The sequence below is a fragment of the Algoriphagus persicinus genome (assembly GCF_035156415.1).
Classification (GTDB): Bacteria; Bacteroidota; Bacteroidia; order Cytophagales; family Cyclobacteriaceae; genus Algoriphagus; species Algoriphagus persicinus.
Map to the genome: position 1 here is coordinate 1 of NZ_JAYEEY010000016.1, position 25,405 is coordinate 25,405.

At 41.7% G+C, this 25,405-nt stretch carries 20 protein-coding genes; 15 read left to right on the forward strand and 5 right to left on the reverse strand.

Translation table 11 applies throughout. The features are described 5' to 3' along the window. The first annotated feature begins 318 nt into the window (after positions 1 to 318). The 9 genes from purH to U3A58_RS13430 all read left to right on the forward strand — a co-directional run bounded on the left by purH (position 319) and on the right by U3A58_RS13430 (position 11,269). On the forward strand, positions 319 to 1,845 hold the full coding sequence (purH, locus tag U3A58_RS13390) for a bifunctional phosphoribosylaminoimidazolecarboxamide formyltransferase/IMP cyclohydrolase (RefSeq protein ID WP_323824070.1): 1,527 nt from the start codon (positions 319 to 321) through the stop codon (positions 1,843 to 1,845). Positions 1,846 to 2,058: 213 nt separating this feature from the next. After that, the gene (locus U3A58_RS13395) at positions 2,059 to 2,316 is read left to right on the forward strand and encodes a type II toxin-antitoxin system HicA family toxin (RefSeq protein WP_323824072.1); all 258 of its coding nucleotides are present in this window, start codon (positions 2,059 to 2,061) and stop codon (positions 2,314 to 2,316) included. A 64-nt stretch (positions 2,317 to 2,380) separates the two neighbouring features. Then, a complete protein-coding gene (locus U3A58_RS13400; RefSeq protein ID WP_323824074.1) occupies positions 2,381 to 2,530 on the forward strand; it encodes a type II toxin-antitoxin system HicB family antitoxin in 150 nt (49 codons plus the stop codon). Between the two features lie 222 nt (positions 2,531 to 2,752). Then, a complete protein-coding gene (gene cysS / locus U3A58_RS13405) occupies positions 2,753 to 4,243 on the forward strand; it encodes a cysteine--tRNA ligase (protein WP_323824076.1) in 1,491 nt (496 codons plus the stop codon). Continuing rightward, complete coding sequence (locus U3A58_RS13410; RefSeq protein WP_323824078.1) at positions 4,233 to 5,213, forward strand: M28 family peptidase; 981 nt, start codon at positions 4,233 to 4,235, stop codon at positions 5,211 to 5,213. Before cysS ends, U3A58_RS13410 begins: the two co-directional genes overlap by 11 nt. A gap of 163 nt (positions 5,214 to 5,376) precedes the next feature. After that, positions 5,377 to 6,399: a LacI family DNA-binding transcriptional regulator gene (locus tag U3A58_RS13415; protein ID WP_323824080.1), complete on the forward strand. Its 1,023-nt coding sequence runs from the start codon at positions 5,377 to 5,379 to the stop codon at positions 6,397 to 6,399. A gap of 4 nt (positions 6,400 to 6,403) precedes the next feature. Further along, entirely contained in the window at positions 6,404 to 6,547 is a 144-nt protein-coding gene (locus U3A58_RS13420) for a hypothetical protein (RefSeq protein WP_323824082.1), read from the forward strand. 4 nt (positions 6,548 to 6,551) lie between these two features. Beyond that, positions 6,552 to 7,697 carry a galactokinase gene (galK, locus tag U3A58_RS13425; protein ID WP_323824084.1) on the forward strand — a complete coding sequence of 382 codons (1,146 nt, stop codon included), beginning with the start codon at positions 6,552 to 6,554 and terminating at the stop codon, positions 7,695 to 7,697. Positions 7,698 to 7,825: 128 nt separating this feature from the next. Further along, positions 7,826 to 11,269, forward strand: a complete 3,444-nt coding sequence (locus U3A58_RS13430; protein WP_323824086.1) for a ThuA domain-containing protein — start codon at positions 7,826 to 7,828, stop codon at positions 11,267 to 11,269. A gap of 251 nt (positions 11,270 to 11,520) precedes the next feature. Here U3A58_RS13430 and U3A58_RS13435 read toward each other — a convergent pair whose 3' ends face one another. The 4 genes from U3A58_RS13435 to U3A58_RS13450 form a co-directional block, all read right to left on the reverse strand. Continuing rightward, positions 11,521 to 12,270, reverse strand: coding sequence for an NIPSNAP family protein (locus U3A58_RS13435; protein ID WP_323824088.1), 750 nt, complete (start codon positions 12,268 to 12,270; stop codon positions 11,521 to 11,523). An 82-nt stretch (positions 12,271 to 12,352) separates the two neighbouring features. Continuing rightward, a complete protein-coding gene (locus U3A58_RS13440; protein WP_323824090.1) occupies positions 12,353 to 12,715 on the reverse strand; it encodes a transmembrane 220 family protein in 363 nt (120 codons plus the stop codon). Positions 12,716 to 13,471: 756 nt separating this feature from the next. Next, positions 13,472 to 14,491, reverse strand: coding sequence for an SMP-30/gluconolactonase/LRE family protein (locus tag U3A58_RS13445; RefSeq protein ID WP_323824092.1), 1,020 nt, complete (start codon positions 14,489 to 14,491; stop codon positions 13,472 to 13,474). A gap of 209 nt (positions 14,492 to 14,700) precedes the next feature. Then, on the reverse strand, positions 14,701 to 16,176 hold the full coding sequence (locus tag U3A58_RS13450) for an arylsulfatase (protein ID WP_323824094.1): 1,476 nt from the start codon (positions 16,174 to 16,176) through the stop codon (positions 14,701 to 14,703). A 675-nt stretch (positions 16,177 to 16,851) separates the two neighbouring features. Between U3A58_RS13450 and U3A58_RS13455 the strand changes: the two genes are divergently transcribed. Genes U3A58_RS13455 through U3A58_RS13480 form a run of 6 tightly spaced genes read left to right on the forward strand, consistent with a single transcriptional unit; the run spans position 16,852 to position 24,090 of the window. Then, positions 16,852 to 18,972, forward strand: coding sequence for a bifunctional aldolase/short-chain dehydrogenase (locus U3A58_RS13455; protein ID WP_323824096.1), 2,121 nt, complete (start codon positions 16,852 to 16,854; stop codon positions 18,970 to 18,972). Between the two features lie 56 nt (positions 18,973 to 19,028). Further along, on the forward strand, positions 19,029 to 20,063 hold the full coding sequence (locus tag U3A58_RS13460) for a GntR family transcriptional regulator (RefSeq protein ID WP_323824098.1): 1,035 nt from the start codon (positions 19,029 to 19,031) through the stop codon (positions 20,061 to 20,063). Positions 20,064 to 20,073: 10 nt separating this feature from the next. Next, positions 20,074 to 21,399 (forward strand): FGGY-family carbohydrate kinase, encoded by a 1,326-nt coding sequence (locus tag U3A58_RS13465; protein WP_323824100.1) that lies wholly within the window; start codon positions 20,074 to 20,076, stop codon positions 21,397 to 21,399. Between the two features lie 20 nt (positions 21,400 to 21,419). Beyond that, positions 21,420 to 22,178 (forward strand): (Fe-S)-binding protein, encoded by a 759-nt coding sequence (locus U3A58_RS13470; RefSeq protein ID WP_323824102.1) that lies wholly within the window; start codon positions 21,420 to 21,422, stop codon positions 22,176 to 22,178. Next, a complete protein-coding gene (locus U3A58_RS13475; RefSeq protein ID WP_323824104.1) occupies positions 22,175 to 23,533 on the forward strand; it encodes a lactate utilization protein B in 1,359 nt (452 codons plus the stop codon). The genes U3A58_RS13470 and U3A58_RS13475 overlap by 4 nt, the downstream gene beginning before the upstream one ends. Next, positions 23,530 to 24,090 (forward strand): LutC/YkgG family protein, encoded by a 561-nt coding sequence (locus U3A58_RS13480; protein ID WP_323824106.1) that lies wholly within the window; start codon positions 23,530 to 23,532, stop codon positions 24,088 to 24,090. Before U3A58_RS13475 ends, U3A58_RS13480 begins: the two co-directional genes overlap by 4 nt. Here the strand turns inward: U3A58_RS13480 and U3A58_RS13485 are convergent. Next, on the reverse strand, positions 24,087 to 25,394 hold the full coding sequence (locus U3A58_RS13485) for a sensor histidine kinase (RefSeq protein WP_323824108.1): 1,308 nt from the start codon (positions 25,392 to 25,394) through the stop codon (positions 24,087 to 24,089). The genes U3A58_RS13480 and U3A58_RS13485 overlap by 4 nt on opposite strands. Positions 25,395 to 25,405: the final 11 nt, after the last annotated feature.

The window sequence follows — 25,405 nt, forward strand, 5'->3', positions numbered from 1 at the left end:
TACATTTAAGTCTTGTTTTTCCACACCTCAAAGTACATATTTTGAGTAAAACAAGAAAGGCTAGCCGAGTAATCGACTAGCCTTTTAAACTATCTACTTTTGAGACAGCCTCTTTTTTTTGTGCTTCATAATACTTTTTAAGGATTAGAAACCAGGATAAATTGACACAATAAGGAGCCTTGCGAAAAAACTTTGACCGTATCACACAATTTCTACTTCGCATTTTAGACTTCCTAAATACCATCTCTTCTACCTCGCTTACGAGCAATTTCCCTACCTTTGCAGCTTCCTACGTTTTCAAATCAACCCATTTCTCAGATGGCTACAAAAAAAATAAAATCTGCCCTGATCTCTGTCTATTATAAAGACAACCTCGAACCTATCATCGCATTATTGAAAAAACACGGTGTGAGCATCTATTCTACCGGTGGCACTCAGAAGTTTATTGAGGAGCAAGGTGCGGCAGTTATCCCTGTGGAAGAGCTGACCAGCTACCCTTCTATTTTCGGAGGCAGAGTAAAGACCCTTCACCCCAAGATTTTTGGCGGTATTCTTTACAGAAGAGACAATGATGGTGATGTCGCGCAGGCTGGAGAATACGATATTCCGGCGATTGATTTGGTGATTGTGGACTTGTATCCATTCGAAGAAACAGTGGCATCTGGAGCTCCAGAAGCTGATATCATTGAGAAAATTGATATCGGAGGCATTTCATTGATCAGAGCTGCGGCGAAAAATTTCAAAGATGTGACCATCATTGCTTCCAAGGATCAGTACACTGAACTAGAAGGAAGGCTAACCACGCAAGAAGGAGCTACTACCCTTGCCGACCGTCGCTATTTTGCTGCTCAGGCTTTTCAGGTGTCTTCAAATTACGACACTCATATTTTCAACTACTTTAATAGAGAAGAAAATATTCCGGCGCTGAAAGTTTCTGAAACCAAAGCAAAAGCACTTCGCTATGGGGAAAATCCACATCAAAATGCTCATTTTTATGGAAACATGGATGATCTTTTTGATCAGTTAAACGGCAAGGAACTTTCCTATAACAACTTGGTAGATGTGGATGCCGCTGTGAATTTGATTGCCGAATTCAAAGGTGAAACAGCCTTTGCGATCCTGAAGCATACCAATGCCTGCGGAGTAGCTTTGGCCGATACGGTGAAGATCGCCTATCAAAAAGCCTTTGCGGCAGATACTACTTCAGCTTTCGGTGGTGTGCTGGTAACCAACCAAACTGTAGATAAGGACGCAGCTGAGGAAATGCATTCTTTGTTTTTTGAGGTGCTGATCGCTCCTGACTTTACCGAAGAAGCGTTGGAAGTATTGAAAGGTAAGAAAAACAGAATTCTGCTTAAGCAGAAAATGGATCTTCCTGGCGTCAAAATGATCAAGACCTTACTTAATGGCGTGATCGAGCAGGACAAAGATTTGGCTACTGAAACAAAAGCAGACTTCACTGTGGCCACCAAAAAAGCCCCTACAGAGGCTGAAAAAGATGCGCTGGTCTTCGCAGCAAAAATCTGTAAGCACACCAAATCAAACACCATCATCCTTTCGAATGGGAACCAACTTTTTTCAAGCGGCGTGGGTCAAACTTCCCGCGTAGATGCGTTACTTCAGGCAATTGATAAGGCAAAGGCATTTGGCTTTGACTTAAATGGTGCTGTGATGGCATCAGATGCATTCTTTCCTTTCCCAGACTGTGTGGAGATCGCCCACAAAGCTGGAATCACTACGGTAGTGCAGCCGGGAGGATCTATCAAAGATCAATTAAGTGTAGATTACTGTGACGAAAATGGCATCGCAATGGTGATGACAGGCGTGAGACACTTTAAGCATTAAGAAAGTAGCAAGTCGCTAAACATAAGTATCAAGACCTTTGAGGAGTCACCCTAAGCGAAGTCGAAGGCCCCCCCCTCGAAGGTCTTTTCTTTTTGTTTATCTATTTCTCATGAGGCAAAGGATTAAAGGAAATTTGGAACTGTTTTCAGGGTAAAATATTAAACCTAATATTCTGGATGAAACCAAAAATCGAAACATTCAATAACTTTAAACATGGGTAAATATGAAAAACTCCCGTTAAAAATACTTAGAGGTACTTCTGATCAAAATATCGGGTTTGAAGACCTCAAAAGATTACTACTTATTTTTGGGTTTGAGGAAAGAATCAAAGGAAGTCATCATATTTTCTATAAATCTCATGTCGAGGAAATTCTCAACATTCAGGAAAAAGGCGGAAAAGCCAAACCTTATCAGAACAAACAAGTAAGAAATCTTATATTGATATATAAATTAAAGCTAGATGAAGATTAAAACTAACCCCCGATACGAGATTATCATTTACTGGAGTGAGGAAGATCAAGCATTCATTGCATAAGTGCCTGAATTGGCCGGTTGTCTGGCCGATGGAACATCTTACTCAGAAGCATTAGCTAATGCAGAAATTGTAATAGGAGAATGGATCGAAACGGCAAAATCTCTAGGAAGATCTATCCCTATCCCAAAAGGGAAATTGATGCTAGCCTAACTCTCACTCTGTTTTTATTTTTTTTTAGTTTTATTCAACTATCAAAGACGGCATGTCAGATATACTTATAAAACACATTATATAATTGGGATTGAATATTTTACCTATCCCGATTTCCATCAAACTTTCATTTCCCCACGCTAATCCCCTATTTTGCAACCTGAATCAATTTCGGACTATTTCCGTTTCCTGATTTTTACTGAATAGATATTGAATCTACTGATGAAATCGCATAATCTTAAATTATACAATACGCTTTCCCGCCAGAAAGAGGAGTTTCAACCCATAAATCCCCCTTTCGTAGGCATGTATGTCTGTGGACCCACGGTCTACGGAGATGCTCATCTGGGCCATGCACGTCCTGCCATTACTTTTGATACGGTAAATCGCTATCTGACTCACTTGGGTTTCAAGGTTCGCTACGTACGCAATATCACCGATGTGGGTCACTTGCAGGGCGATGCAGATGGGGGAGAAGATAAAATCGCTAAAAAAGCCAAGCTAGAGCAACTAGAGCCTATGGAAGTTGCCCAGCAATATACGGACAGCTACCACAGAGATATGGCACTTTTGAATACTTGGAAACCGAGTATCGAACCACGCGCCACGGGGCATATTCCCGAACAGATCGCCTTGGTTGAGGCTATTTTGAAGGAGGGTTTAGCTTATGAAATCAATGGTTCCGTTTATTTCGATGTGCTGAAATACAATGAAACCAGCCAGTATGGCAAACTCTCTGGTCGTGATTTGGAAAATCTAATGAGCGGCAACCGTACCCTGGATGGACAGGATGAAAAGAGAAATGCTGTTGATTTTGCACTTTGGAAAAATGCTTCATCCGAACATCTGATGAAGTGGGTTTCTCCTTGGGGAGCTGGTTTTCCAGGTTGGCACCTGGAGTGTACAGCCATGAGTTCCAAATACCTAGGAAAGCAATTTGACATACACGGTGGAGGCATGGATTTGCTTTTTCCCCATCACGAATGTGAAATCGCTCAGGGGAATGCCTGCAATCATCAGGATCCGGCCAAGTACTGGATGCATAATAACATGATCACCATCAACGGTCAGAAAATGGGTAAGTCGCTGGGCAATTTCATCAACTTGCAAGAACTTTTCACCGGTGATCACAAGCTTCTGGATCAGGCATACAGCCCGATGACGATCCGTTATTTTATCCTAACGGCCCACTATCGCTCTACGCTGGACTTCTCTAATGAAGCGCTTCTAGCTGCGCAAAAGGGCTACAAAAAGCTGATCAATGGGCTGAGAATTGCCAAGTTGCTAAAATTCGAAGCAAGTGAGCTAGACAAAGATGAGGAGCAGATCAAACAAGTGGAGCAAATCATTGCCAATGCTTACAGAGCCATGGAGGATGACTTCAATACTGCGCAGGCGATAGGGCATTTGTTCAACTTGCTAAAGAAAATAAACTCCATGTACACAGGTCAATTAAAACCTTCTGTTTTTGGGGAGGACATTTTCAACAAATTAATTGAGACCTTCAGCACCTTTGTTTCTGATATTTTGGGATTGATGGAGGAAAAGTCAGATACTCAAAATGAAATGCTAAACTTGCTATTGCAGGTATATTCTGAGGCTAAAACTGCCCGGAACTATACCAAAGTGGATGAGATCAGAGCTGGATTGAAAGCAATTGGATTTGTAGTGAAAGACATGAAAGATAAAATTGACTGGGCGTATGAAGAATAAATTTTGGCTGATAGGCTTTATCGCCCTTGCTTGGTCATGTAGCAGTCATGAGAAACAATCGGAAACTGTAGCGGAAGTCCCGGCAAAGCCCTACCCTACCTTTTCGCCGGATTCTGCCTATGCTTTTGTAAAAAAGCAGGTAGATTTTGGGCCACGGGTTCCGGAAACTGACGCACATGAAGCCACCAAAAATTGGTTGTTGGCTAAGTTTGAAAGTTATGGATGGACAGTGGAAACCCAGGATTTCGAAGCTAAAACCTATGATGGGCTCACTTGGGATTTGAGCAATATCATAGCTTCTTATAATCCCGAGGCTACCAAAAGAATACTATTAGCTGCGCACTGGGATACCCGCAGAATAGCAGACAAGGATACAGAGCGACTGGATGAACCGATCGATGGTGCCAATGACGGTGCCAGCGGAGTGGGTGTGCTGATGGAAATAGCTCGGGTGATAGGCTCTCAAGAATTGAAACCCGATGTAGGAATTGATATTATCCTCTTTGATGGAGAGGATGATGGTGAACCAGAGAGCACGAAAGTGAGAAATTCTGAACAGGATTTTTGGTGGTGCTTAGGATCTCAGTATTGGTCCAAAAACAAGCATAAACCAAATTACGCTGCCTATTATGGGATTTTGGTAGATATGGTTGGAGCAAAAGGAGCACGATTCTACAGAGAAGGATATTCCCGTCAGTATGCATCAGGTATTTTGAAGAAAGTTTGGGACAATGCTGCCCGAATAGGTCAGGGTGACTTTTTCATCTACAAAGATTCTCCCGAAATTACGGATGATCACCTATTTGTAAATGCATATGCTAAAATCCCAATGATAGATATCATTGAGTTTTCTCCGGATTTTGGCTTTGCCCAATACCATCACAAGCATAGTGATAACATGGACATCATAGCCCGTAGAACCTTACAAGCTGTGGGAGAAACTGTGCTATTTACTGTTTACCAAGAGTAAATAGCTTATCTTCCCGTCTTAAAATCATCCAATTTGGAGGATTTGCTGTGATAGTTAAATGATTTTGCCACATGAAATCGAGCATTACGAAGAGTGTCACGCAGAGGTATGATTATTCACCGTGCGAGATTCCATATGGCCATTGAAAGTCAATTATAAACATATGAAAAAAGGTCATCAGGTTACGATGAAAGAAATAGCCAAGAAATTAGGCGTTTCTGTATCAACTATTTCCCGAGCACTGAAAGATTCACCAGAGCTACATCCTGACACGAAAAAGCGAATAGTGGATATGGCCAAGGAGATGAACTATCAGCCCAATCTTCTGGCCCAAAGTCTTAGAATCAGCCGTACCAATACCCTGGGTGTCATCGTTCCGGAGATCACTTCGCACTTCTTTGCTTCCTGTATCTCCGGAATTCAGGACTATGCCAATAAGCGCGGATATAATGTCATGATCTGTCAATCCAATGAGACACTGGAACTTGAGAAAGCCAATATCAGAACTTTGGTTTCTTCCCAAGTAGATGGCTTGCTGATCTCTTTGAGTCGGGAAACAAACAAATTCGAACACTTAATTGACCTTTACAATAGAGAAATCCCCTTTTTACTTTTTGACAGAGTAAATGAAGATATACCCGTGTCCCGGGTGACTTTCAATGATGAAGGCGGCGCCTATCAAGCAACCAAACATCTCTTGGAAACAGGCTGCAAGCGCGTCATGTACGTGTCTGGCCCTGAAGACCTGTACATCAGTAAAAAACGTAAAGAAGGCTACCTCCACGCGCTTAGCGAATTCGGGATAACCCCAGACCCTAACTTGGTGAAAATCTCCGACCTCACGGTAGAAGGAAACATGAAAGTCGCTCATGAAATAGCTGCCATGACAGATCGCCCAGATGGAGTATTCTGTATGATTGATCCAGTTGCGTTGGATTTAATGTCTGTTTGGAAGCCTATGGGAATAAAAATACCAGCTGATATGGCAATAGCAGGATTTACAAATAATCCAACCTCTGCTGTGGTAGAGCCACCTCTTACCACGGTAGCCCAGCCCGGCTATGAAATGGGTAAATTGTCTGTTACTCATTTACTCGATCAATTAGAGGGACAGGCGTCAGATGACCCTATTTCTATTGTATTAGAAACTACTTTGATTCCTCGTCAATCTACAAAAGCACTCTGACTATATGAAATCGAGCATGACTCAAGCGTCACACGGAGAGATGATTATAAGACCTGCGAGATTCTCCCGATCCGCCGCGTCGGACGGGACAGGCTATCCCGTTTCCTTCGTCACGGGACAGGTTATGACCTTTGAAAAACAATTATAAACAGATGAAAGATGAAATTGTCCAATCCTTCAGGAAACTGTTTGGAAATAAGCCCCTTGTGGCATTTGCACCAGGAAGAATCAATTTAATAGGAGAACATACAGATTATCAGGAAGGCTTAGTATTTCCAGCTGCCATCGAGCAAGGCATCTGGGTGGCAATCCAAAAAAACGGACTTCCTTCCTGTAGAATTTACTCGGCCGATTACGGGGAAGAGTTTGTGTTTGATATCACTTCCTTTTCTCCGAAAAAAGGCCACTGGGCAAACTACACCATGGGTATGGTTTCGCTTTTCCAACAGGCGGGCTATACTCTGGAAGGTTTTGATTTAGTCTTTGGGGGAAATATACCAGCTTCCGGACTTTCATCTTCAGCAGCACTTTCTGTGGCAATTGGCACTGCGTTGACAGAATTATTCAAGTTTACCATCACAAAAAAATCTATCGTGCTTTACGCCCAAAAGGCTGAGCATTTATTCGCAGGTGTGAAATGTGGCATCATGGATCCTTACGCATCTGCTTTTGGCTTGAAAAATCGTGCTTTATTATTGGATTGCCGTACGAATACACACTTTGAAGTTGAAGTTGATTTGGGAGATCATTCCCTCCTACTGGTCGATTCCAAAGTGAAACATACCCTAGCAGATTCTGCTTATAACAATCGTAGAGAAGCATGCGAAGAAAGTGTCCAACTTCTTCAGGCAACTTATCCTGAGGCCACAATGCTCAGAGATATTCCTGAAAAAGATTTGGAGAAAGTTCAGCAAATCTTACCTGGTGATCTTTTTCCAAAAGCTAAACACGTCATTACTGAAATCGAGCGAGTAACTTTAGCTTCAAATGCACTGCTTGCTGGGGATTTAATCGTTTTTGGCAACTTACTCAAAGAGTCTCACCAAAGCTTAAGTCAGGACTTCCAAGTGAGCTGCGAGGAACTTGATTTCCTTGCCGAACAATCATGGCAACTACCCGGAGTCATCGGTTCGCGCATGATGGGCGGAGGCTTTGGAGGCTGTACAATTAATTTAATTTCCAATACACATATAGAAGATTTCCAAACTGAGCTGTATTCTTCCTACAGAGAAAAATTTGGTATAGAAGCTGATTTTATTCCTGTAGCCCTTTCTGACGGTGCTAGAATACTTAATTAATTTACCGTTGAAAGTTTCTATTGTTTCAAAAAGACAATTACCATAATATTTATCAAAAAAATCCTCAATTTGTGGGCGCAACTCTTAACTGAGTTTAATTACCCATTTTCCCAAAAATTTGAAAACCTATGAATTTCCAAAAAAACCTAAGAAGCCTACTGCTGCTTGGACTGATTGCCAGCGTGGGTTTCTGGAGCTGTAACTCCCGCTCTGGAAAACCTAAAGTACTTGTATTCAGTAAAACAGCAGGATTTCATCATGAATCCATTCCTCAAGGAATAGCAGCGATCCAAAAACTAGGATCTGAAAATAACTTTGAAGTGGACACCACTACTCAGGCAGAAATATTCACTGAGGAAAATTTGGCACAATACTCCGCAGTAATCTTTTTAAGCACTACCGGTGATGTGTTGAATAATTACCAAGAAGCCGATTTCGAAAGATACATTCAGGCAGGCGGTGGCTACGTGGGTATCCATGCGGCGGCTGATACAGAATATAATTGGGGCTGGTATGGCCGATTAGTAGGTGGTTACTTCGCTGATCACCCGGGCATCAATGACCCAAATCCAAACGTTCAGGAAGGAGAAATCACTGTTGCGGATGCTAATAATCCTTCTACATCTTTCCTTCCAACTCCCTGGACTCGGACAGATGAGTGGTACAGTTACAAAAATATGAACCCTGATGTACAGGTGCTTTTGAATCTGGAAGAAGATTCTTATCAAGGAGGTCTTGATACGGGCGAACACCCAATAGCTTGGTACCATGACTATGATGGAGGAAGAGCTTTCTACACCGGGGGTGGACACACAGATGAGTCCTACACAGAAGAGCTTTATCTGAAGCATATGCTTGCAGGTATTGAATATGCTATTGGAGATAATTCGGTATTAGACTATTCTAAAGCAAAGAGCAAGCGAGTTCCGGAGGAAAACAGGTTTACAAAAACATCTTTGGTTACTGGAGCTTTCACTGAGCCAACTGAAATGACCATTCTTCCGAACTTGGATATTCTTGTGGGACAAAGAAGAGGAGAAATCTTGCTTTTCGATAATGAAACAGAAGAACTAAAAGAAGTAGCTAAACTTGATGTTTACTGGAAAACAGAGGTAAAAGGAGTCAATGCTGAAGAGGGCTTGATGGGTATTCAGAAAGACCCCAATTTCGCCGAAAACGGCTATGTATTTGTTTACTACGCCCCTACCGGTGAAGAAGAAATCAATAGACTTTCCAGGTTTACTTTCAAAAACGATACATGGGATATGGCTTCAGAAGTTGTCATTCTTGACGCACATTCTGACCGTGATATTTGCTGCCATACTGGTGGTTCCATCGCTTTTGATAAGGATGGTAATTTATTCCTTTCTTTAGGAGATAACTCTACCCCTTTCAATCAAGCTGATTCTAAATTCATCAATAATGGCTTCGCTCCACTAGATCAAAGACCAGGAAATGAACAGTTTGATGCGAGAAGATCATCTGGAAATGCAAATGACCTAAGAGGTAAAATCCTTCGAATAAAAGTAAACGAAGATGGGTCTTATGATATTCCGGAGGGAAACCTTTATCCAGAAGGAACAGAAGGAACAAGACCGGAGATTTATGTCCAAGGAAATAGAAACCCATACAGAATATCAGTGGATCAAAAAAATGGATTCTTATACTGGGGTGAAGTAGGCCCGGATGCCAATGCTGACAGTTTAGATTCTCGTGGTCCTAGAGGTTATGATGAATTAAATCAAGCAAGAAAAGCAGGTAATTTTGGATGGCCATATTTCGTAGGAAATAATTATCCTTACCGTGAATTTAATTATGAAACCGGTGAATCAGGAGCTGCATTTGATGTAAACGGACCAAAAAACAACTCAGTAAACAATACGGGAGCGAAAGATCTACCAGCAGTAGCACCAGCATTCATCTGGTATCCTTATGGAGAATCCCAGGAATTCCCGCAATTAGGTTCCGGAGGAAGAAATGCCATGGCTGGACCAGTTTATTACGCTGATATGTACACCGCAGACACTAAATTCCCTGATTACTATGACGGGAAAATCTTCATTTATGATTGGATTAGAGGATGGGTAAAAGCTGTTACAATAAAGGAAAATGGTGATTTTGACAAAATGGAAGCATTTATGCCAAGCACCAAATTCAATGGTCTGATTGATATGGAAATGGGTCCTGATGGTAGAATCTATGTTTTGGAATACGGAAACGGATGGTTCTCCAAGAATTCAGATTCTGGACTTTCCAGAATAGATTTTAATGGAGGAAACAGAGCACCAACTGTGACTCAGGTTTCTGCAGATAAGACTTCTGGCAAAAACCCATTGACGGTCACATTTAATGCGACTTCTTCAGATCCAGAAAATGACCCTATGACTTATACTTGGGATTTGGGTAATGGAGAAACCAAGGCTACGGATGTTCCTAGCCTTACACATACGTTTGATGGAATCGGCGAATATGATGTAAAAGTTACCGCAAAAGATCCTGCAGGATTAACAGGCACCAGTACTATCGCAAGTGTTTATTCTGGCAACATTGCTCCGGAAGTTTCTATCACGATTAATGGTAACCAGTCCTTCTACTTCCCTGGAAAGAAAGTCGCCTACAACGTATCCGTGGCAGATGCTGATAATCCTGAAGCTGCTACAGACCTAAGTACACTTTATATTTCAGCTGACTATATCGAAGGATTAGACCTAGCAGAATCAGACATGGGGCACAAAGTCATGACTGAGGCGATGATGGGCAAATCACTCTTCACAACGTTGACCTGTAAAACCTGTCACAAAGAAGCGGAAGCATCTGTGGGTCCTGCTTACATTGATGTTGCCAAAAAGTATAATCAAAGAGACGTAGACTATTTAAAGGATAAGATCAAAAATGGAGGTGGAGGCGTATGGGGAGAAACTATGATGCCAGCGAATCCTGATATGAAAGATTCTGATTTGAATGCTTTAGTAGCTTATATCCTTTCTCTGGATCAAGTGACAACTCCATCCTTACCAGCAACTGGATCTATAGATCCTACTGTAGGAAAGCCAGCAACTCCAACAGGTGTATTGATGCTTAATGCATCTTACACTGACCAAGGTGGTGTAAATGTAAAGCCTTTGACGGGTTCAACTACGCTACTGCTAAAGAGTAATACCATTGACATGGGCACTACCGGGGATTATGCTAATGGCTATAACAGCATGAGCTATGATGGAAATAACTTGGTGATGGTTCCCAAAAATGAAGCATCTTTTGCAATCAGCGGGATCGACCTAACCGGAATCACTTCTGTCACGGCCACGATTGTTACCCTCGGAAACCTTGGAGATGAATATGTATTTGAACTCAGATTAGACAGCCCGACAGGGGAATTAGTAGGTTCGGAGACCTTCACTCAAAAGCCTTCTACTGGACCCGAAGGTGCACCTAGCCCTGGACAATTTACGATCCCTGTGACAGGGTCGGTAGATGGAAAACTTCATAAGCTTTTCGTCATTACCAAGCCTAAAAATGATGGAGGTAAAGGAACATTTATAATAGGTGGCATGACCTTCAACGCAAAGTAAAACCAACCTTATTCCAATTCAAAAGCCATCCTCAAATAAGGGGATGGCTTTTTTTTCTATCAGAATGCTTCCAGAGAAGAGTAATTAGTCAGAATCTACATTCTTCTTTACTAATATTACATTGAGAGTTTTCAGGTTGCAAAACCCACCACTAGGCAGAATAAAATAGGGTAAATTACTTTTTCGTAGAGGGAGGCAGATAGCAACTTACTATACTTAAAAACAGGTAAACCTAAATACTACAAACGGGTCTATTTCATCGGAGAAAAAGGTAGCGTCTTATAGAATACGGCATCTACTTTCTCTACAATTTTCCCGTCAGCCTCAGAAGCATCCCGGGCTTTTACCCAAGCCGGATCTTTAATAAAATTCTGGAAGTTATTTTCGAAAGAAGCCTGATCCTTATCTGCCAATAGATAAACGAGCTTTGGTTGACTACCATCCTTTTCTACCGTGAGCCAATAGGGATAGTTTCTCAGCCCCTGCTTTTCGAAAAGATTTTGCGTGTGATCTTTGAATCGAGCGATTAGATTATCCAACCTGCCATCAAAACAAGTGTACATTCTTAACTGAAAAATACCGCTAGGTTGAGATACGGGCGTGTCATTTAGTCCTTTGGCCAATACCATAAAGATCTGATCTACACTTTTCACTAATGCTCCATTCACTCTTGATGCTTCAAAAGCCTTTAGCCATTCCGGGTCGTTCGTAAACTTTCCCCACATAATGTCTCTGGAATTCTCATCTGGGTATCCCAAAATATAAGTAAGTGAATTATCGGTGTTATCAGCCGGAACAAAATAAGCGATGTTTTCCATACCGCTTTTTTCAAAAAGCGACAGGGTATGATTCTCAAAGCGCTTGATCAAATCAGGTAGTTTACCTTCATTAGCGTAATACTTTCTAATTTCAAAATAGGTTGACCTGCTGTTACTTAACTGCTGAGCAAAACCACTAAAGGCTAAAAGGATTGCTAGCATACTTAGGAATATTTTTTTCATGATTATTAGGTTTGACTGGTAATAAAACAATTTTGTGTGAGGTTTTATCAATTGGAGAATTGAGCTAACGATAGAGTAAGCCTTATCCCTTCCATGCTTTCCAAAGCGCAGGAAGCATCACCAAAAGGATAATTATTAAACCAAACGTCTCTCTGGATTCCTCCATAGACTGGGTTTTCATACTTAGATTGTGCTGTTCAACTTCCTGCGCTACCCATCTTCCCACATCTCCTTGCCAGTAATAAATGGCTCCTACAATGCACCCAATAGCAAGAACTGTCAATGGGATTTTCGGGAAAATCCCACGTGTAGCCAGTATACAAAATATCATTGCCACACCATAAATACTCACCCAAACCTCTGGATCGGGATCATTAAATTGCCAATAGGCAAAAAGGGCAAAGATGAAAATCCAAAGCCCATAAAAGATTTTATTAAACTTCATACTTTTTAAGCGGTTAGTTACTACTACTGAAAACAACAGGTATTGTTAATCGAGAGAATTACATCTTCGAAAAATACCTCTCTGAATATTGGCATACAAGGTATTAGTCATCTAAAAAGGCCAATTTAAAAACGGTTATTTCTGATAAGGACAAAGAAACCTAGGGATTTTTATGGGTTCAAAACTCATCGGAAGAGCTAAAACAACTGACTGAAGTCAAAGCTCTTGTTGATACGTTGGATGAAAAGAAAGTGGCATCCTGTATTTTTGCTTTGATAAAATAATGTAAAAGCAAAAAGGGAAACCCTCTTTCGAATGTTTCCCTTTCTCTTGAGAAAATCTTGATCTTCTACAAGAGCCAAGCTACTGTTCAAAGACTTTTCCTCCAGTTGCCCGGATTCTTAATATCGATTTTCAAACTCCGCCCTCGCCACCTTGCAGTTTTGAAGATTTCAATTAACAATTTTGTGGTTGCCCATTTCAGACAAACTCCCGAAGGACTTTGACCATTCATGTTTCAATTACGAGCTTTCAATCTTTATCCGAGATCGTACTCTCGGTCTTTTTATCTCTTACTTGGTTTACTAAATGTCTCCCTAATTTTACCGAATCGCAACATCCTGGACACTTTGTTTCCCACTATTTTCCCACCAAATTTTATTCTAAATCAACAGAGTTATTCACCTCAAAATCATGGTTATCAACTTTTTAATCACAGTTTGAATAAAATCTTTCCTGATTCTACCAAGTAAGCACTTACTTCACCTTGATTCGCATCAAATAAGCATCCGCGGTCATGTACAAATAATCCTCATCAGTATCAAAAGCACAATTCGCTGTGCCTTGTCCCGTACGTATTGTACCTAGATGTATTCCCTCAGGACTGATCACCCACACGCCACCCGGCCCAGTGGCGAAAAGAGTTCCTGAACTATGAACAGCCAAACCATCAGGCAACCCCGGATGCTCATCGCCCACACTGGCAGTGGCGTCCAATAAGATCTTACCTCGGAGGATATCGCCACTCTCATCCAAATCAAACGCATAATATCGTGCTTTCTGTGCGTCTGACTGTGCGATATAAAGGGTATGCTGATCTGGACTCAAACCAATCCCGTTCGGTCGATTAAGAGTATCCAGCAGCAGCAGCAAACTTCCATCAGGATCTAATCTATATACCCCTTGAAAATCCAGTTCCTTGGGATTCCAATCATCCAAGCCATAAGGTGGGTCAGTGAAGAATATCTGACCGGAGTTACTCAAGACCAAATCATTGGGGCTATTGAATTTTTTACCGCCCAACCCAGATGCTAACGCCGTGAAATCGGCTTTGGGAGCAGACAGCGGAGCATTCATCTTGGCAATTCGCCTTTCACCGTGCTGACAAAGAATTAACTCACCGTTCGCATTCAAAGCCAGGCCATTTGCCCCTGGTTCTTTCTTGTTCGTCTCAGTTCCCAAATATCCAGATGGCTCCAAAAATAAGCTCAGACTATCCTTTTCTGTCCACTTCCATATTTTATTGGTGGGCACATCTGTGAAGATAAGGGCATTTTGATCAGCCAGCCATAGCGGCCCTTCGGCCCACTCAAAACCAGAAGCCAATACATCGATAGTTGCGTCTTCAGGAATGAATGAACTAATCGCTGCATCCAATCTTTCTACAGAACCTACAGTTTGATAAGAAGTCCCTTGCGCTTCATTTTCAGAAGAACTTTTGGGATCGGAACAAGCTAAAACTAGAGGTAGGAGGAGTAAAATACTTGAATTTCTCATATTATATTATTATTTCATTAATCTTCTTTTTAATTGGACTCAAACCCTATCTTCTTGAGATGATAAGACTAATACAGGACAGAGAAGGATACTCAATTTTTTTTCTCTTACTATATTCACTTATTCAAAGGTTTTACAGTAAATAGATTGGGTACAAAAAGGCGGGGATTGATCTCCGCCTTTTTTCATTCTACTGCCCTATTTATTCCTTATTTGCGCTCAGATGGCAGCAAGCCAAAAATAGGATTTGGCTCGTGCGACACATTCATCAAAGCTTCCAATTCTTTAACTTTCTCTGGGTGTTGGGCAGCAATATCAAGCTCCTCCCCCAGATCGGTACTTAGATCATAGAGCTCGATCGTAGGCTCATCGCTACCAAATACCTGAAGCTTCACGGCCTTCCATTTCCCCTGTCTTATAGCTTGCTTTCCGCCTTGTTCATGAAATTCCCAGTACAAAAACTTGTGCTGCTTTTGATCACTTTGCTCCATTAGAGCCGGCAATAATGAAATCCCATCAATATTCTGAGTAATCTCTGCACCAGCCACCTCAGCAAAAGTTGGTAATAAATCCCAGAATGCTGAAATGTGATCACTTTGCGAACCGGCTTTGACCTTGCCTGGCCACCAGGCTATCATAGGAGAGCGTACACCGCCTTCGTATAAGTCTCGCTTATGTCCTCGAAATGGCCCATTGCTGTCAAAGAAGTCTGGATCAGCCCCGCCTTCCAGATGAGCACCATTATCAGAGGCAAATATTATCAATGTATTTTCTGCCAACCCCAATTCTTCCACTTTGGCTAGTACCTCTCCCACATACGCATCAATACGCTCCACCATCGCTGCAAAAGTGGCATGCGGATAAGGCTGAGATTGGTAGGATGAGATATTTATATCTGAACCGTATTCAGATCCTTGCCTGACCGGATAGGACTTCTCCTCACCAAATTTTGCTCTGTATTTTTGAAAAACCTCGTCGTTTGGTGCGGCTAGTTCTGCATGAGGCATTACTATAGGCATAAATAAGAAAAATGGATCATCCTTGTTTTTTTCAATAAATGAGATGGTTCTTTCTTGGATCAAATCCGGGGCATAGATCGTTTTTTCAATCCATCCATTTCCTTTCAAAGTATCTTTTTCACTATTATCCCAAAGGTAAGCTGGATAATATCGATGTGCATAGCTCTGGCAGTTGTAGCCATAAAATTGCTCAAAACCCTGCTGATTTGGATCTCCTGTAGTCCCGATGAACCCTAACCCCCACTTTCCAAAGGCGCCAGTTTTATATCCTGCACTTCGCATTACTTTGGCTACTGAGGCAATGGAATCAGGCAGTGGATATTGTCCTTCCGGCTCTACTCCCCTATTACCCCGAATAGGTGTATGCCCTGTGTGTAAACCCGTCAAAAAGGCTGACCGAGAGGGTGCACATACCGTGGCACCAGAATAATGATTGGTAAAAAACATTCCCTCTTTCGCAAGGCGGTCGATGTTTGGGGTTTCTATGTATTGCTGACCTAAGAAACCTAGGTCACCATACCCAAGGTCATCTGCAAGAATAAAAATGATGTTTGTCTTTGTTTCAACTGGTAGCGTCTTTTCCTCTTTTTTTGCACTACAACCTGTAGCCACAAGTGACGCGGAAATAAAAACTAAGGCAATGAGAACAGAATTGTGTTTTGTCATGCCCCAAGATACTAAGAAATGTATCTGGCTAAAATAGTCAGGTGTATGATTTCGTACCTAGCACCTGAGCCAATTTATGACGGATCATCAAAACACGATTGGCGATATTTCTTCTTGTCCACTTATCCCTTGACTACAAAAATCTCTTTCATTAAACTCAATATAAAAATAGAGCTTTCAAAAAAAAGCTGAATCAGACTCTAAACACAAGATGATTTCCTGAGCTAACCACCTTACTAAGTAACCCAAAAACACCATCCAGTTGTAAGGGGCTTTCGAATAGCAGGCTTAAACCTGAAGTTGATAAAAGAAGGATTACACCACTAGTTTAGGTTTACACTCAATAATCAGATACCTCTCTAGTCTTTATGCATTTTGCATTTTACTTTTTAGATTACAGACAAAATAAAGTTTCCCTTTATTCTCAATAAAATTGACACCTAAAGGATCTGGATACAAACCCAGCCGATCAGCCTAACACACCAAGTTTTCCGAACTTAATTTTGGAAAAGTATCACGGGATGAAAAAAAATAATATCTAAGCGCACTTCACCAACTATTATAACGAATATCCTCTTGCAAAAACATAAAAACTCCTGCTGTCTTCAAGACAGCACAGGATACATGAGGTAAACATTTCACCCATATTCACTATCAGAACAATATTGAAACCGCATGAACCAAACAATTAAAGAATTTCAACACGTAAGTTATCTATGGGATGAAGCAGTCGCTTCAAAACTTGAAGGAAAAGAAGTTGACTTATTGATCTATCGCTCAAATATTTTAGGCGCTGACCTGAGAATCACCAATTACGGTGGCGGGAACACAAGCTGCAAAACCTATGAAGCAGATCCTTTGACCAACGATCAAGTGGAAGTAATGTGGGTAAAAGGTTCCGGAGGAGATATTGGAACCTTGACAAAAGCTGGCTTGGCAGGCTTATATGTGGATAAGCTACGTGCCTTAAAAGGCATCTACAGAGGTCTGGAATTTGAAGATGAAATGGTTGAACTATTCAATCACTGCATTTACGACCTAAAGTCCAAAGCACCCTCAATAGACACTCCTTTACATTCCTTTCTACCTTTCAAGCATATAGATCACCTTCATCCGGATGCTGCTATTGCTATTGCTGCAGCAAAAGATGGAGAGCAGATCACTCAGGATCTTTGGAATGGACAGATCGCTTGGGTGCCTTGGCAAAAACCAGGTTTTGACCTTGGTCTGCAACTGAAGCAAGCACTTGACGAAAATCCGGGAATCCGTGGCATCATGCTAGGCGGACATGGACTATTCACTTGGGGAGATACAGCTTATGAATGCTATATCAATAGCCTAGAAGTAATAGAAACTGCTTCTGAATACTTAGCTCAGAATTATGGAAAAACCCGAGCGGTTTTCGGAGGTGAGAAAGTAAAATCCTTAGCTCCTGAGCAGAGAAAAAGTCAAGCTGCAAAACTTGCCCCACTATTAAGAGGACTCGCTTCTTCTGAAAATCTCATGATCGGTACCTTCACTGATGCACCAGAAGTACTTCAATTTATCAACAGCAATGACTTAAGCAAATTGGCTCCCATGGGTACCAGTTGCCCAGATCACTTTTTGAGAACTAAGATTTCTCCTTTGGTTTTGGATATTTCTGCAGATACAGACCTTTCTGATCTTACTGCTTTGAAAGAACAAATCAGTGTAGCATTCCAGTCTTACCGCGAGATGTATGCAGATTATTACGAAAACCACAAACACTCGAATAGTCCTGCAATGCGGGATCCAAACCCGGTAATCCTCATTTGGCCAGGAGTAGGGATGTTTAGCTACGCAAAAAACAAACAGACTAGCCGTGTGGCGAGTGAATTCTACATCAATGCTATCAATGTAATGCGGGGCGCTGAGGCTGTTTCCGAATACGTTTCCTTACCTCTTCAGGAAGCATTCAATATTGAATACTGGCTATTGGAAGAGGCAAAACTTCAAAGAATGCCGAAAGAGCAACCCCTTTCAAGAAAAATAGCTTTGGTGACTGGAAGTGCAGGCGGAATCGGTTTGGCTATTGTAGAAAAATATATCAAAGAAGGTGCCTGTGTAGTAGTTACTGATATAGATGGAGAAAGACTCAAGTTGACTAGTGATGCTCTTTTGAAAAAATATGGTCGTGATGCATTCCTGGCTGTGAAATTGGACGTCACGGATGGCAAAAGTCTAGAAGCTGCCATCGAGGCTACATGCCTACAATTTGGCGGAGTGGATATCATGGTCAATAATGCAGGTATCTCTATCAGCAAGCCCTTTGAAGAGCACACTGACCAAGACTGGGACAGATTGAATGACATCTTAGTGATGGGACAGTATCACATTTCCAAAGCTGGCGTCAAAATCATGAAACTTCAAGGTCATGGTGGAGATATTGTAAACATTGCAAGTAAAAACGGCTTGGTAGCCGGACCAAAAAATGTGGCATACGGCACTGCCAAGGCTGCACAGCTCCACATGTCAAGATTAATGGCAGCTGAATTGGCAGAGGATAAAATCAAAGTCAACGTGGTAAATCCTGATGCTGTGATCGAAAACTCAAACATCTGGGAAGGTGGATGGGGCGAAAACCGCGCAAAAGCTTATGGAATTGAAGTGAAAGACTTGCCTCAATTTTATGCTAACCGGACACTATTGAAAGAAAGTGTAAAAACCAGCGATATCGCAAACGCAGCCTTCGTGTTCGTAAGTGGTCAGCTGGGTAAAACAACCGGAAATATGCTGAATGTAGATGGAGGATTGGCCGCTGCATTCCCAAGATAGAATACGAATTAATAAACCTCAATTACCACTAGTGCCCACTAATAACCCAAAATGCTATGTTAGTTGACAAATCTGAAAGAATCCATACGGAGTCGAGAACTCCTAAATATATGCAAGTAGTCAACTTAATTCTTGATGACTTGGAAAGTGGAAAGCTTAAAATCGGAGATAGAATCCCCTCTATCAATGAGACAAGTTTTGACTTTCTCCTCTCTCGCGACACCGTAGAAAAAGCATACAATGAACTGCGGGATCGAGGCATAATTACATCGGTAAGAGGCAAAGGCTTCTACGTGAGTTCGACTAATATGGCTAACAAACTAAAGGTGCTATTGATATTCAATAAGCTGAGCTCGTACAAAAAGATCATCTATTATTCTATCATAGAAACCTTAGGGGATCAAGCGACAGTGGATCTTCAAATCCATCATTACAATAGCACAATTTTCGAAAACCTCTTGGAGCGAAACCTGGGACTATACAATTACTATGTCTTAGCACCACATTTCTTTGATGAAAATAATCATCCAGAAACTTGCTATGACTTGATCCGACAAATTCCTAAAGATAAACTCCTGATATTGGATCGTGATGTAAAAGATCATGAAAACGAATTTCCGGGAGTTTATCAGGATTTTGCCAGAGATATTCTTGAAGCGTTGGAATCGGGTATTACACACCTGAGAAAATACACTAGATTAATCTTGGTATTCTCTAAAGGAGACATGTATCCAGTGGAGATCATTGATGGATTTAAGCGTTTTTGCTTTTTCCACAATTTCAATAACCTGATCCTGGATGGAATCGATGATGAACCGCTTTATGAAGGAGATTCATTCATTGTATTGGCCGAGACGGATCTTGCCAACATCGTGAAGAAATCCCGCGAACAATCCCTGCAGCTAGGCAAAGACATAGGAATCATTTCCTATAATGAAACTCCGCTAAAGGAAATTTTAGCTGAAGGAGTCACTACTATTTCCACGGACTTCGTTAAAATGGGCAAAACTATCGCAAATCAAATCATGGGCGAAGAGGACAAAATCCCTCTTAAAAACCCTTTCAAAATGATCATCCGAAAATCGCTATGATAGCGTCGATATGAGTAAAATTCCAGTAACGGCTGTTTTTGATATAGGCAGGACAAATAAGAAGTTTTTCCTTTTTGATGAAAATTTAACCGAAGTACATAGTTCCTATATACGTCTAGACCCAATTCCCGACGAAGACAATTTCCCCAGTGAGCCTCTGGCCCCATTGGAAGTGTGGATGTTGAATACCTTCAAGGAAGCACTGAAATCGCCAACTTATCAAATCAAGAAACTTAATTTTTCCTGTCATGGGGCTTCCTTTGTTCATACGGATAAAAATGGAGTTCCTGCCACACCGCTGTATGATTACCTGAAGCCTTTCCCAGCAGATCTTTTAAGCAGATTTTATGAAGAAAACGGAGGGAAAATGGCTTTTTGCCAAACCACTTCTTCACCGCCATTGGCTATGCTCAATTCGGGTTTGCAGCTATATTTCATCAAATATGCAAAGCCCGATTACTTCAAAAATATCAAACATTCATTCCATTTCCCTCAGTACTTAAGTTTCTTATTTACTGGAGAAATGGTCTCAGATTACACCAGTATCGGTTGCCATACGGGACTTTGGGACTATGAAGCAAAGGATTACCATGACTGGGTAGATAGGGAAGAAATCCGACCCTTACTGCCTCCTATAGTGCCCGGAAACACACTGCTGAAGACCAAACCAGAACTCGGGAATATCCCCTGTGGCATTGGCGTTCATGATTCATCTTCGGCCTTGCTTCCATACAGACGGCAAGAAACAGACCCCTTCGCCTTGCTGTCCACAGGCACCTGGGCAATTTGCATCAATCCCTCCAACAAAACCAGACTTACTGAACAAGAGCTTAGCCGAGATTGCCTACAATTTCTCAGCATCACCGGCGACCCCATCAAAATCTCCAGACTATTCATCGGAGAAGAGCATAAATACCAGGTGGAAAAGCTCTATGAATACTTCCAGATGCCACTTGGCACCTACAAGAAATTGAAATTCAATGCTACCCTCTACGAAAAAGTAAAAGATCATTCAAGCAAACGCATACATTTTCATTACCTCAAGCCTGAAGATTATGGCCTTGATCAAGCTGGAGAAAACGATTGGTCGCTTTATTCTGAGTTTAATGAAGCCTATTACACCTTTATCCATGAACTGACGGATCTGCAAACTGCAGCCATCAAGCTTGTACTAGACAACGCTCCAGTAGGCAGGCTTTTCATAGATGGAGGATTCAATGCCAACGATATCTTTGTAGAGATGCTCCGCAAAAAACTCCCGGAATTAAAGATCATTCCAAGTGATTTTCCGAACGGATCTGCATTAGGTGCAGCCATGCTGGTATCAATGGAATAGATGGCTTAATTTACTCAATCATGAAAAAAGATGCCCCGCATATCGGCCTGTTTATCCCCTGCTACATTGATCAGTTCTATCCCAACGTGGCAATTGCCACCTTGGAACTGCTGGAAAAACTAGGTTGCAAAGTCACTTATCCACTTGGTCAAACTTGCTGCGGACAGCCTATGTCCAATGCCGGTTTCGAAGCTGATACTGCCGGCACTGCGTCCAAGTTCATCCGCGATTTTGCTAAGTTTGATTACATCGTAGCCCCTTCCGGCAGCTGTGTTTTGCACGTCAAAAAGCATTCACCAACTATAGCTAAGCTCAAAAAAAACCAAGAGCACGTACAATCAAACATCTACGAACTCAGCGAATTCATCACTGATGTCCTTAAGGTTGATTCGATTAAAGGCAGCTTTCCGCATAAGATCGGCTTTCATGCTTCCTGTCATGGACTTCGAGGACTAAGACTCGCGAGTGATTCGGAGAAAAATGAACCTAAATTCAACAAAACTCTCCAGCTGATGAAAGACCTACAAGGAATGGAAGTGGTAGAACTGACTAGAAAAGACGAATGCTGTGGATTTGGCGGAACTTTCGCCGTAAGTGAAGAAGCAATCTCCGTACAAATGGGAAAAGACCGAATCGCAGATCATCTCGATAAAGGCGTAGAAATCATTGTGGGCGGAGACATGTCATGCATCATGCACATGCAGGGAATCGCCACCCGAGACAAAGAAAATATACAGTTAATGCACTTTGCAGAAATCTTAAACCAAGTAATCTCATGAGTCACCCGGAGAAGGCAACTGTATTTCTGAAGGATAAAGAGCGCGCCAAATGGCATGATGATACGCTATGGATTGTGAGACAAAAGCGAGATGTAACTATCCACCAAATCCCCGAATGGGAAAAACTCCGAGAACTGGCGTCCCAAATCAAAGATCACACACTTTCTAAGCTTGATTTCTATCTCGAAGAGCTGGAGAAAAATGCCACCGCAAATGGCATCAAAGTTCACTGGGCAGAGAATGCGGAAGAGCATAACCAGATCATTGGGCACATACTGGAGGAAAAACAATGCAAGGCAATAGTCAAGAGTAAATCTATCCTCACGGAAGAATGTCATCTGAACCCATTCTTGGAAGAAAAAGGAATTGAAGTCGTAGATACCGATTTGGGTGAACGGATTATCCAATTTCTAAAGCAACCGCCAAGTCATATCGTGATGCCGGCTATTCACCTGAAAAAATCTGATATCTCAGAGATCTTCCACGAAAAACTCCATACTGAAAAAGGAAATATAGACCCCGTTTACCTTACGCATGCAGCGCGCTTACATCTACGTGAGAAATTCCTGCAGGCCAAAGTAGCCATCACAGGAGTCAATTTCGCCGTGGCAGAAACAGGTGAATTCGTCGTCTGCACCAATGAAGGCAATGCTGATATGGGTGTGCATCTGGCAGATACGCATATTGCCTGTATGGGAATAGAGAAGCTTATTCCCCGAAGAAAAGACCTGGGAGTTTTCCTGCGTCTTTTGGCTAGGTCAGCCACAGGACAGTCTATCACGAACTACAACTCACATTTCAGAAGCCCATCACCAGGCAAAGAACTTCACCTGATCTTGGTGAATAATGGCAGAACCAAGCAACTCGCCAGAGAGAAATTCAGAAATTCACTCAAATGCATACGCTGCGGAGCATGTATGAACACCTGCCCTATCTATCGCCGAAGCGGAGGATTCAGCTACGGGAGTACAGTGCCTGGCCCAATTGGTTCCATACTTTCCCCGGGGATCGATCTTAAAAAATACAGTACGTTACCTTTTGCTTCCACCCTTTGCGGGAGCTGCTCAGACGTGTGTCCTGTGAAAATCAATATTCACGAGCAACTCTACGAGTGGCGACAAGAAATCACCAAAGCGCAAGGCGCCTCAGTCAAAGGATTATCCATGAAATTAGCAAATGGGATCTTCAAAAGTCCGCTTGCCTACAAGCTATCTGGAAAAATGATGCGAGCGTCACTGAAATCTCTTCCCGACAGTATCATCTACAATCCGCTGAATGCATGGGGAAAAAGCAGAAACCTGCCGGATTTACCAGAAGAATCATTCAAATCTTGGTACAAAAAGAACAGAAAATGAGTAGTAAGACATCCATATTGACAGCTATCAAAGGGCTGAACTTAGAAGAGCAGCCTCTTCCTGAAATCCCGGATTTTGATATTCCATTTGACCTTGTAGAAGCTTTTACCAATTCTCTGCAGGCCAATAAAGGTACCGTGATCAGCAAGGCAGATCTTGAGCAACTGATCACCGAAACTGCCTTTAAAAAAATCTACAGCTCTTCTCCTACATTTGGAGCATATACCAATTGTAAACTACCGCTGCATCCGGCAGATTTTTCAGATTTGGATCTGGCAATAGTAGAGGGACAATTTGCAACAGCAGAGAACGCCGCAATTTGGCTGGATGAAAGCAATTTAGACCTAAGAGCAATTCCATTTATCACAGCACATTTAGTCATTGTAATCAAGAAGGAGAATATCGTAGGTAATATGCACCAAGCTTATTCACTAATCGGATTGACAAAATCGGGCTTTGGAGTATTCATCGCCGGACCATCCAAAACTGCCGATATCGAACAATCCTTGGTGATCGGTGCCCACGGAGCTATGAGCCTTAGAGTAGTGATTCTTTAGCCTAGCTTCTTTGTTAAGGTGAAGCAGTTCTTCTGGTCAGGACTACTGGTATATTTCAGATCAAACTTAATTTTATCTGCTATTCTTTTGCATAGCGGTAAGCCTACACCTGTCCCTTTTTCCTTTTTGGTACCGTATGAGGTTCTTGCCCGGAATGCAAACAAATCCTTTTGATCTCCCTGCGAAATTGTAGCTCCCTGGTTGCAGACCTCCCAATTTAATTCATCCTTATTGATCTTTAGATTCAGGTTAATAGTTGAATTCAGGGCAGAAAATTTTATCGCATTGTCAAGCAGGTTCTTAAGAATGATTTTGATTTCATTGATCGCTATTGAAATATCATGATCCCCTCCCTCAATAGAAACTTCAATTAGTTGATTCTTTTCAGTGGCCTGTAGTTGCATCATCTCCTTCATTTCATGGGTCAGAGCGGACAGACTAATCTGATGAAGTTGGATAGGCGTATCTTCTAATTCCGTCATCACCCAACTCAGCGTATTGTTGAGTACTTTATTGAGATGAAAACTTTGGCTTCTCAGGTTCCTCAGAATCTGCTCCATTTCTCCTGGCTCAAAGGCATCTTTGTCCACAAGATCAAGCGTAGTGTGAAGCATGCCAATAGGATTCTTCAAATCATGCGAAAGCAAGGCGATCAATTTATTTTTCTGATCATTTAGCATCTTCACTTCCTCTATTGCCTTCTCCTGTCTCAGCTTAATTGCATGGAGCAATTGACTTTGGTTCTGGTAGCTTTTCACGAAAAAATGCAACACGGTAAACACAAATAAACTAATCCATAGAATAGAAACTGCATGGTCGATAAATTGATGCTGAGGCCCCTCATAATAATGCTCAACTTTAATATATCCGTGAGCTTCAGCATAAAAAAGCAAGAAAAACGTGGATAAAGAGCCTAGAAACCAAACAACTTTAAGCCAGCCCTGAATCAGCACGGAGGAAACAACCAGCATCAAGAAAAACGCGTAAATCGTAGGGCCATCATTTCCGTCATTATAGAGAAAGTTAAAGCAGATTACTATGTGAGCCAGAATGAGTAGAATATTTAATGCCAGTTGTACCTTGCCATACTTAGAAACCAAAAAATAGGCTGCCAAAAAAGGAAAAGATATTCCAATTTTAATCCAAAAAATCACTGGAGACATCCCAAGAAATGCATCTGAAACACCTAGTATCAATAATAATACGAATGCTAAAAGTGAAATTATGATCGCAATTTGCTTTTGGATATAGTCCAGATTGGTGACATTCTCCTCGGAAAGCACTAAGCCTTTGGTCAGTAGCATAAAAACTCTTT

Bases quoted from the DNA above. Each gene is read 5' to 3' on its own strand.
- U3A58_RS13480 (WP_323824106.1), top strand. From the start codon at position 23,530: ATGAGTAGTAAGACATCCATATTGACAGCTATCAAAGGGCTGAACTTA.
- U3A58_RS13455 (WP_323824096.1), top strand. From the start codon at position 16,852: ATGAACCAAACAATTAAAGAATTTCAACACGTAAGTTATCTATGGGAT.
- U3A58_RS13485 (WP_323824108.1), bottom strand. From the start codon at position 25,394: ATGCTACTGACCAAAGGCTTAGTGCTTTCCGAGGAGAATGTCACCAAT.
- U3A58_RS13465 (WP_323824100.1), top strand. From the start codon at position 20,074: ATGAGTAAAATTCCAGTAACGGCTGTTTTTGATATAGGCAGGACAAAT.
- cysS (WP_323824076.1), top strand. From the start codon at position 2,753: ATGAAATCGCATAATCTTAAATTATACAATACGCTTTCCCGCCAGAAA.
- U3A58_RS13420 (WP_323824082.1), top strand. From the start codon at position 6,404: ATGAAATCGAGCATGACTCAAGCGTCACACGGAGAGATGATTATAAGA.
- U3A58_RS13470 (WP_323824102.1), top strand. From the start codon at position 21,420: ATGAAAAAAGATGCCCCGCATATCGGCCTGTTTATCCCCTGCTACATT.
- galK (WP_323824084.1), top strand. From the start codon at position 6,552: ATGAAAGATGAAATTGTCCAATCCTTCAGGAAACTGTTTGGAAATAAG.
- purH (WP_323824070.1), top strand. From the start codon at position 319: ATGGCTACAAAAAAAATAAAATCTGCCCTGATCTCTGTCTATTATAAA.
- U3A58_RS13440 (WP_323824090.1), bottom strand. From the start codon at position 12,715: ATGAAGTTTAATAAAATCTTTTATGGGCTTTGGATTTTCATCTTTGCC.
- U3A58_RS13435 (WP_323824088.1), bottom strand. From the start codon at position 12,270: ATGAAAAAAATATTCCTAAGTATGCTAGCAATCCTTTTAGCCTTTAGT.
- U3A58_RS13475 (WP_323824104.1), top strand. From the start codon at position 22,175: ATGAGTCACCCGGAGAAGGCAACTGTATTTCTGAAGGATAAAGAGCGC.
- U3A58_RS13445 (WP_323824092.1), bottom strand. From the start codon at position 14,491: ATGAGAAATTCAAGTATTTTACTCCTCCTACCTCTAGTTTTAGCTTGT.
- U3A58_RS13460 (WP_323824098.1), top strand. From the start codon at position 19,029: ATGTTAGTTGACAAATCTGAAAGAATCCATACGGAGTCGAGAACTCCT.
- U3A58_RS13450 (WP_323824094.1), bottom strand. From the start codon at position 16,176: ATGACAAAACACAATTCTGTTCTCATTGCCTTAGTTTTTATTTCCGCG.
- U3A58_RS13410 (WP_323824078.1), top strand. From the start codon at position 4,233: ATGAAGAATAAATTTTGGCTGATAGGCTTTATCGCCCTTGCTTGGTCA.
- U3A58_RS13395 (WP_323824072.1), top strand. From the start codon at position 2,059: ATGGGTAAATATGAAAAACTCCCGTTAAAAATACTTAGAGGTACTTCT.
- U3A58_RS13415 (WP_323824080.1), top strand. From the start codon at position 5,377: ATGAAAAAAGGTCATCAGGTTACGATGAAAGAAATAGCCAAGAAATTA.
- U3A58_RS13430 (WP_323824086.1), top strand. From the start codon at position 7,826: ATGAATTTCCAAAAAAACCTAAGAAGCCTACTGCTGCTTGGACTGATT.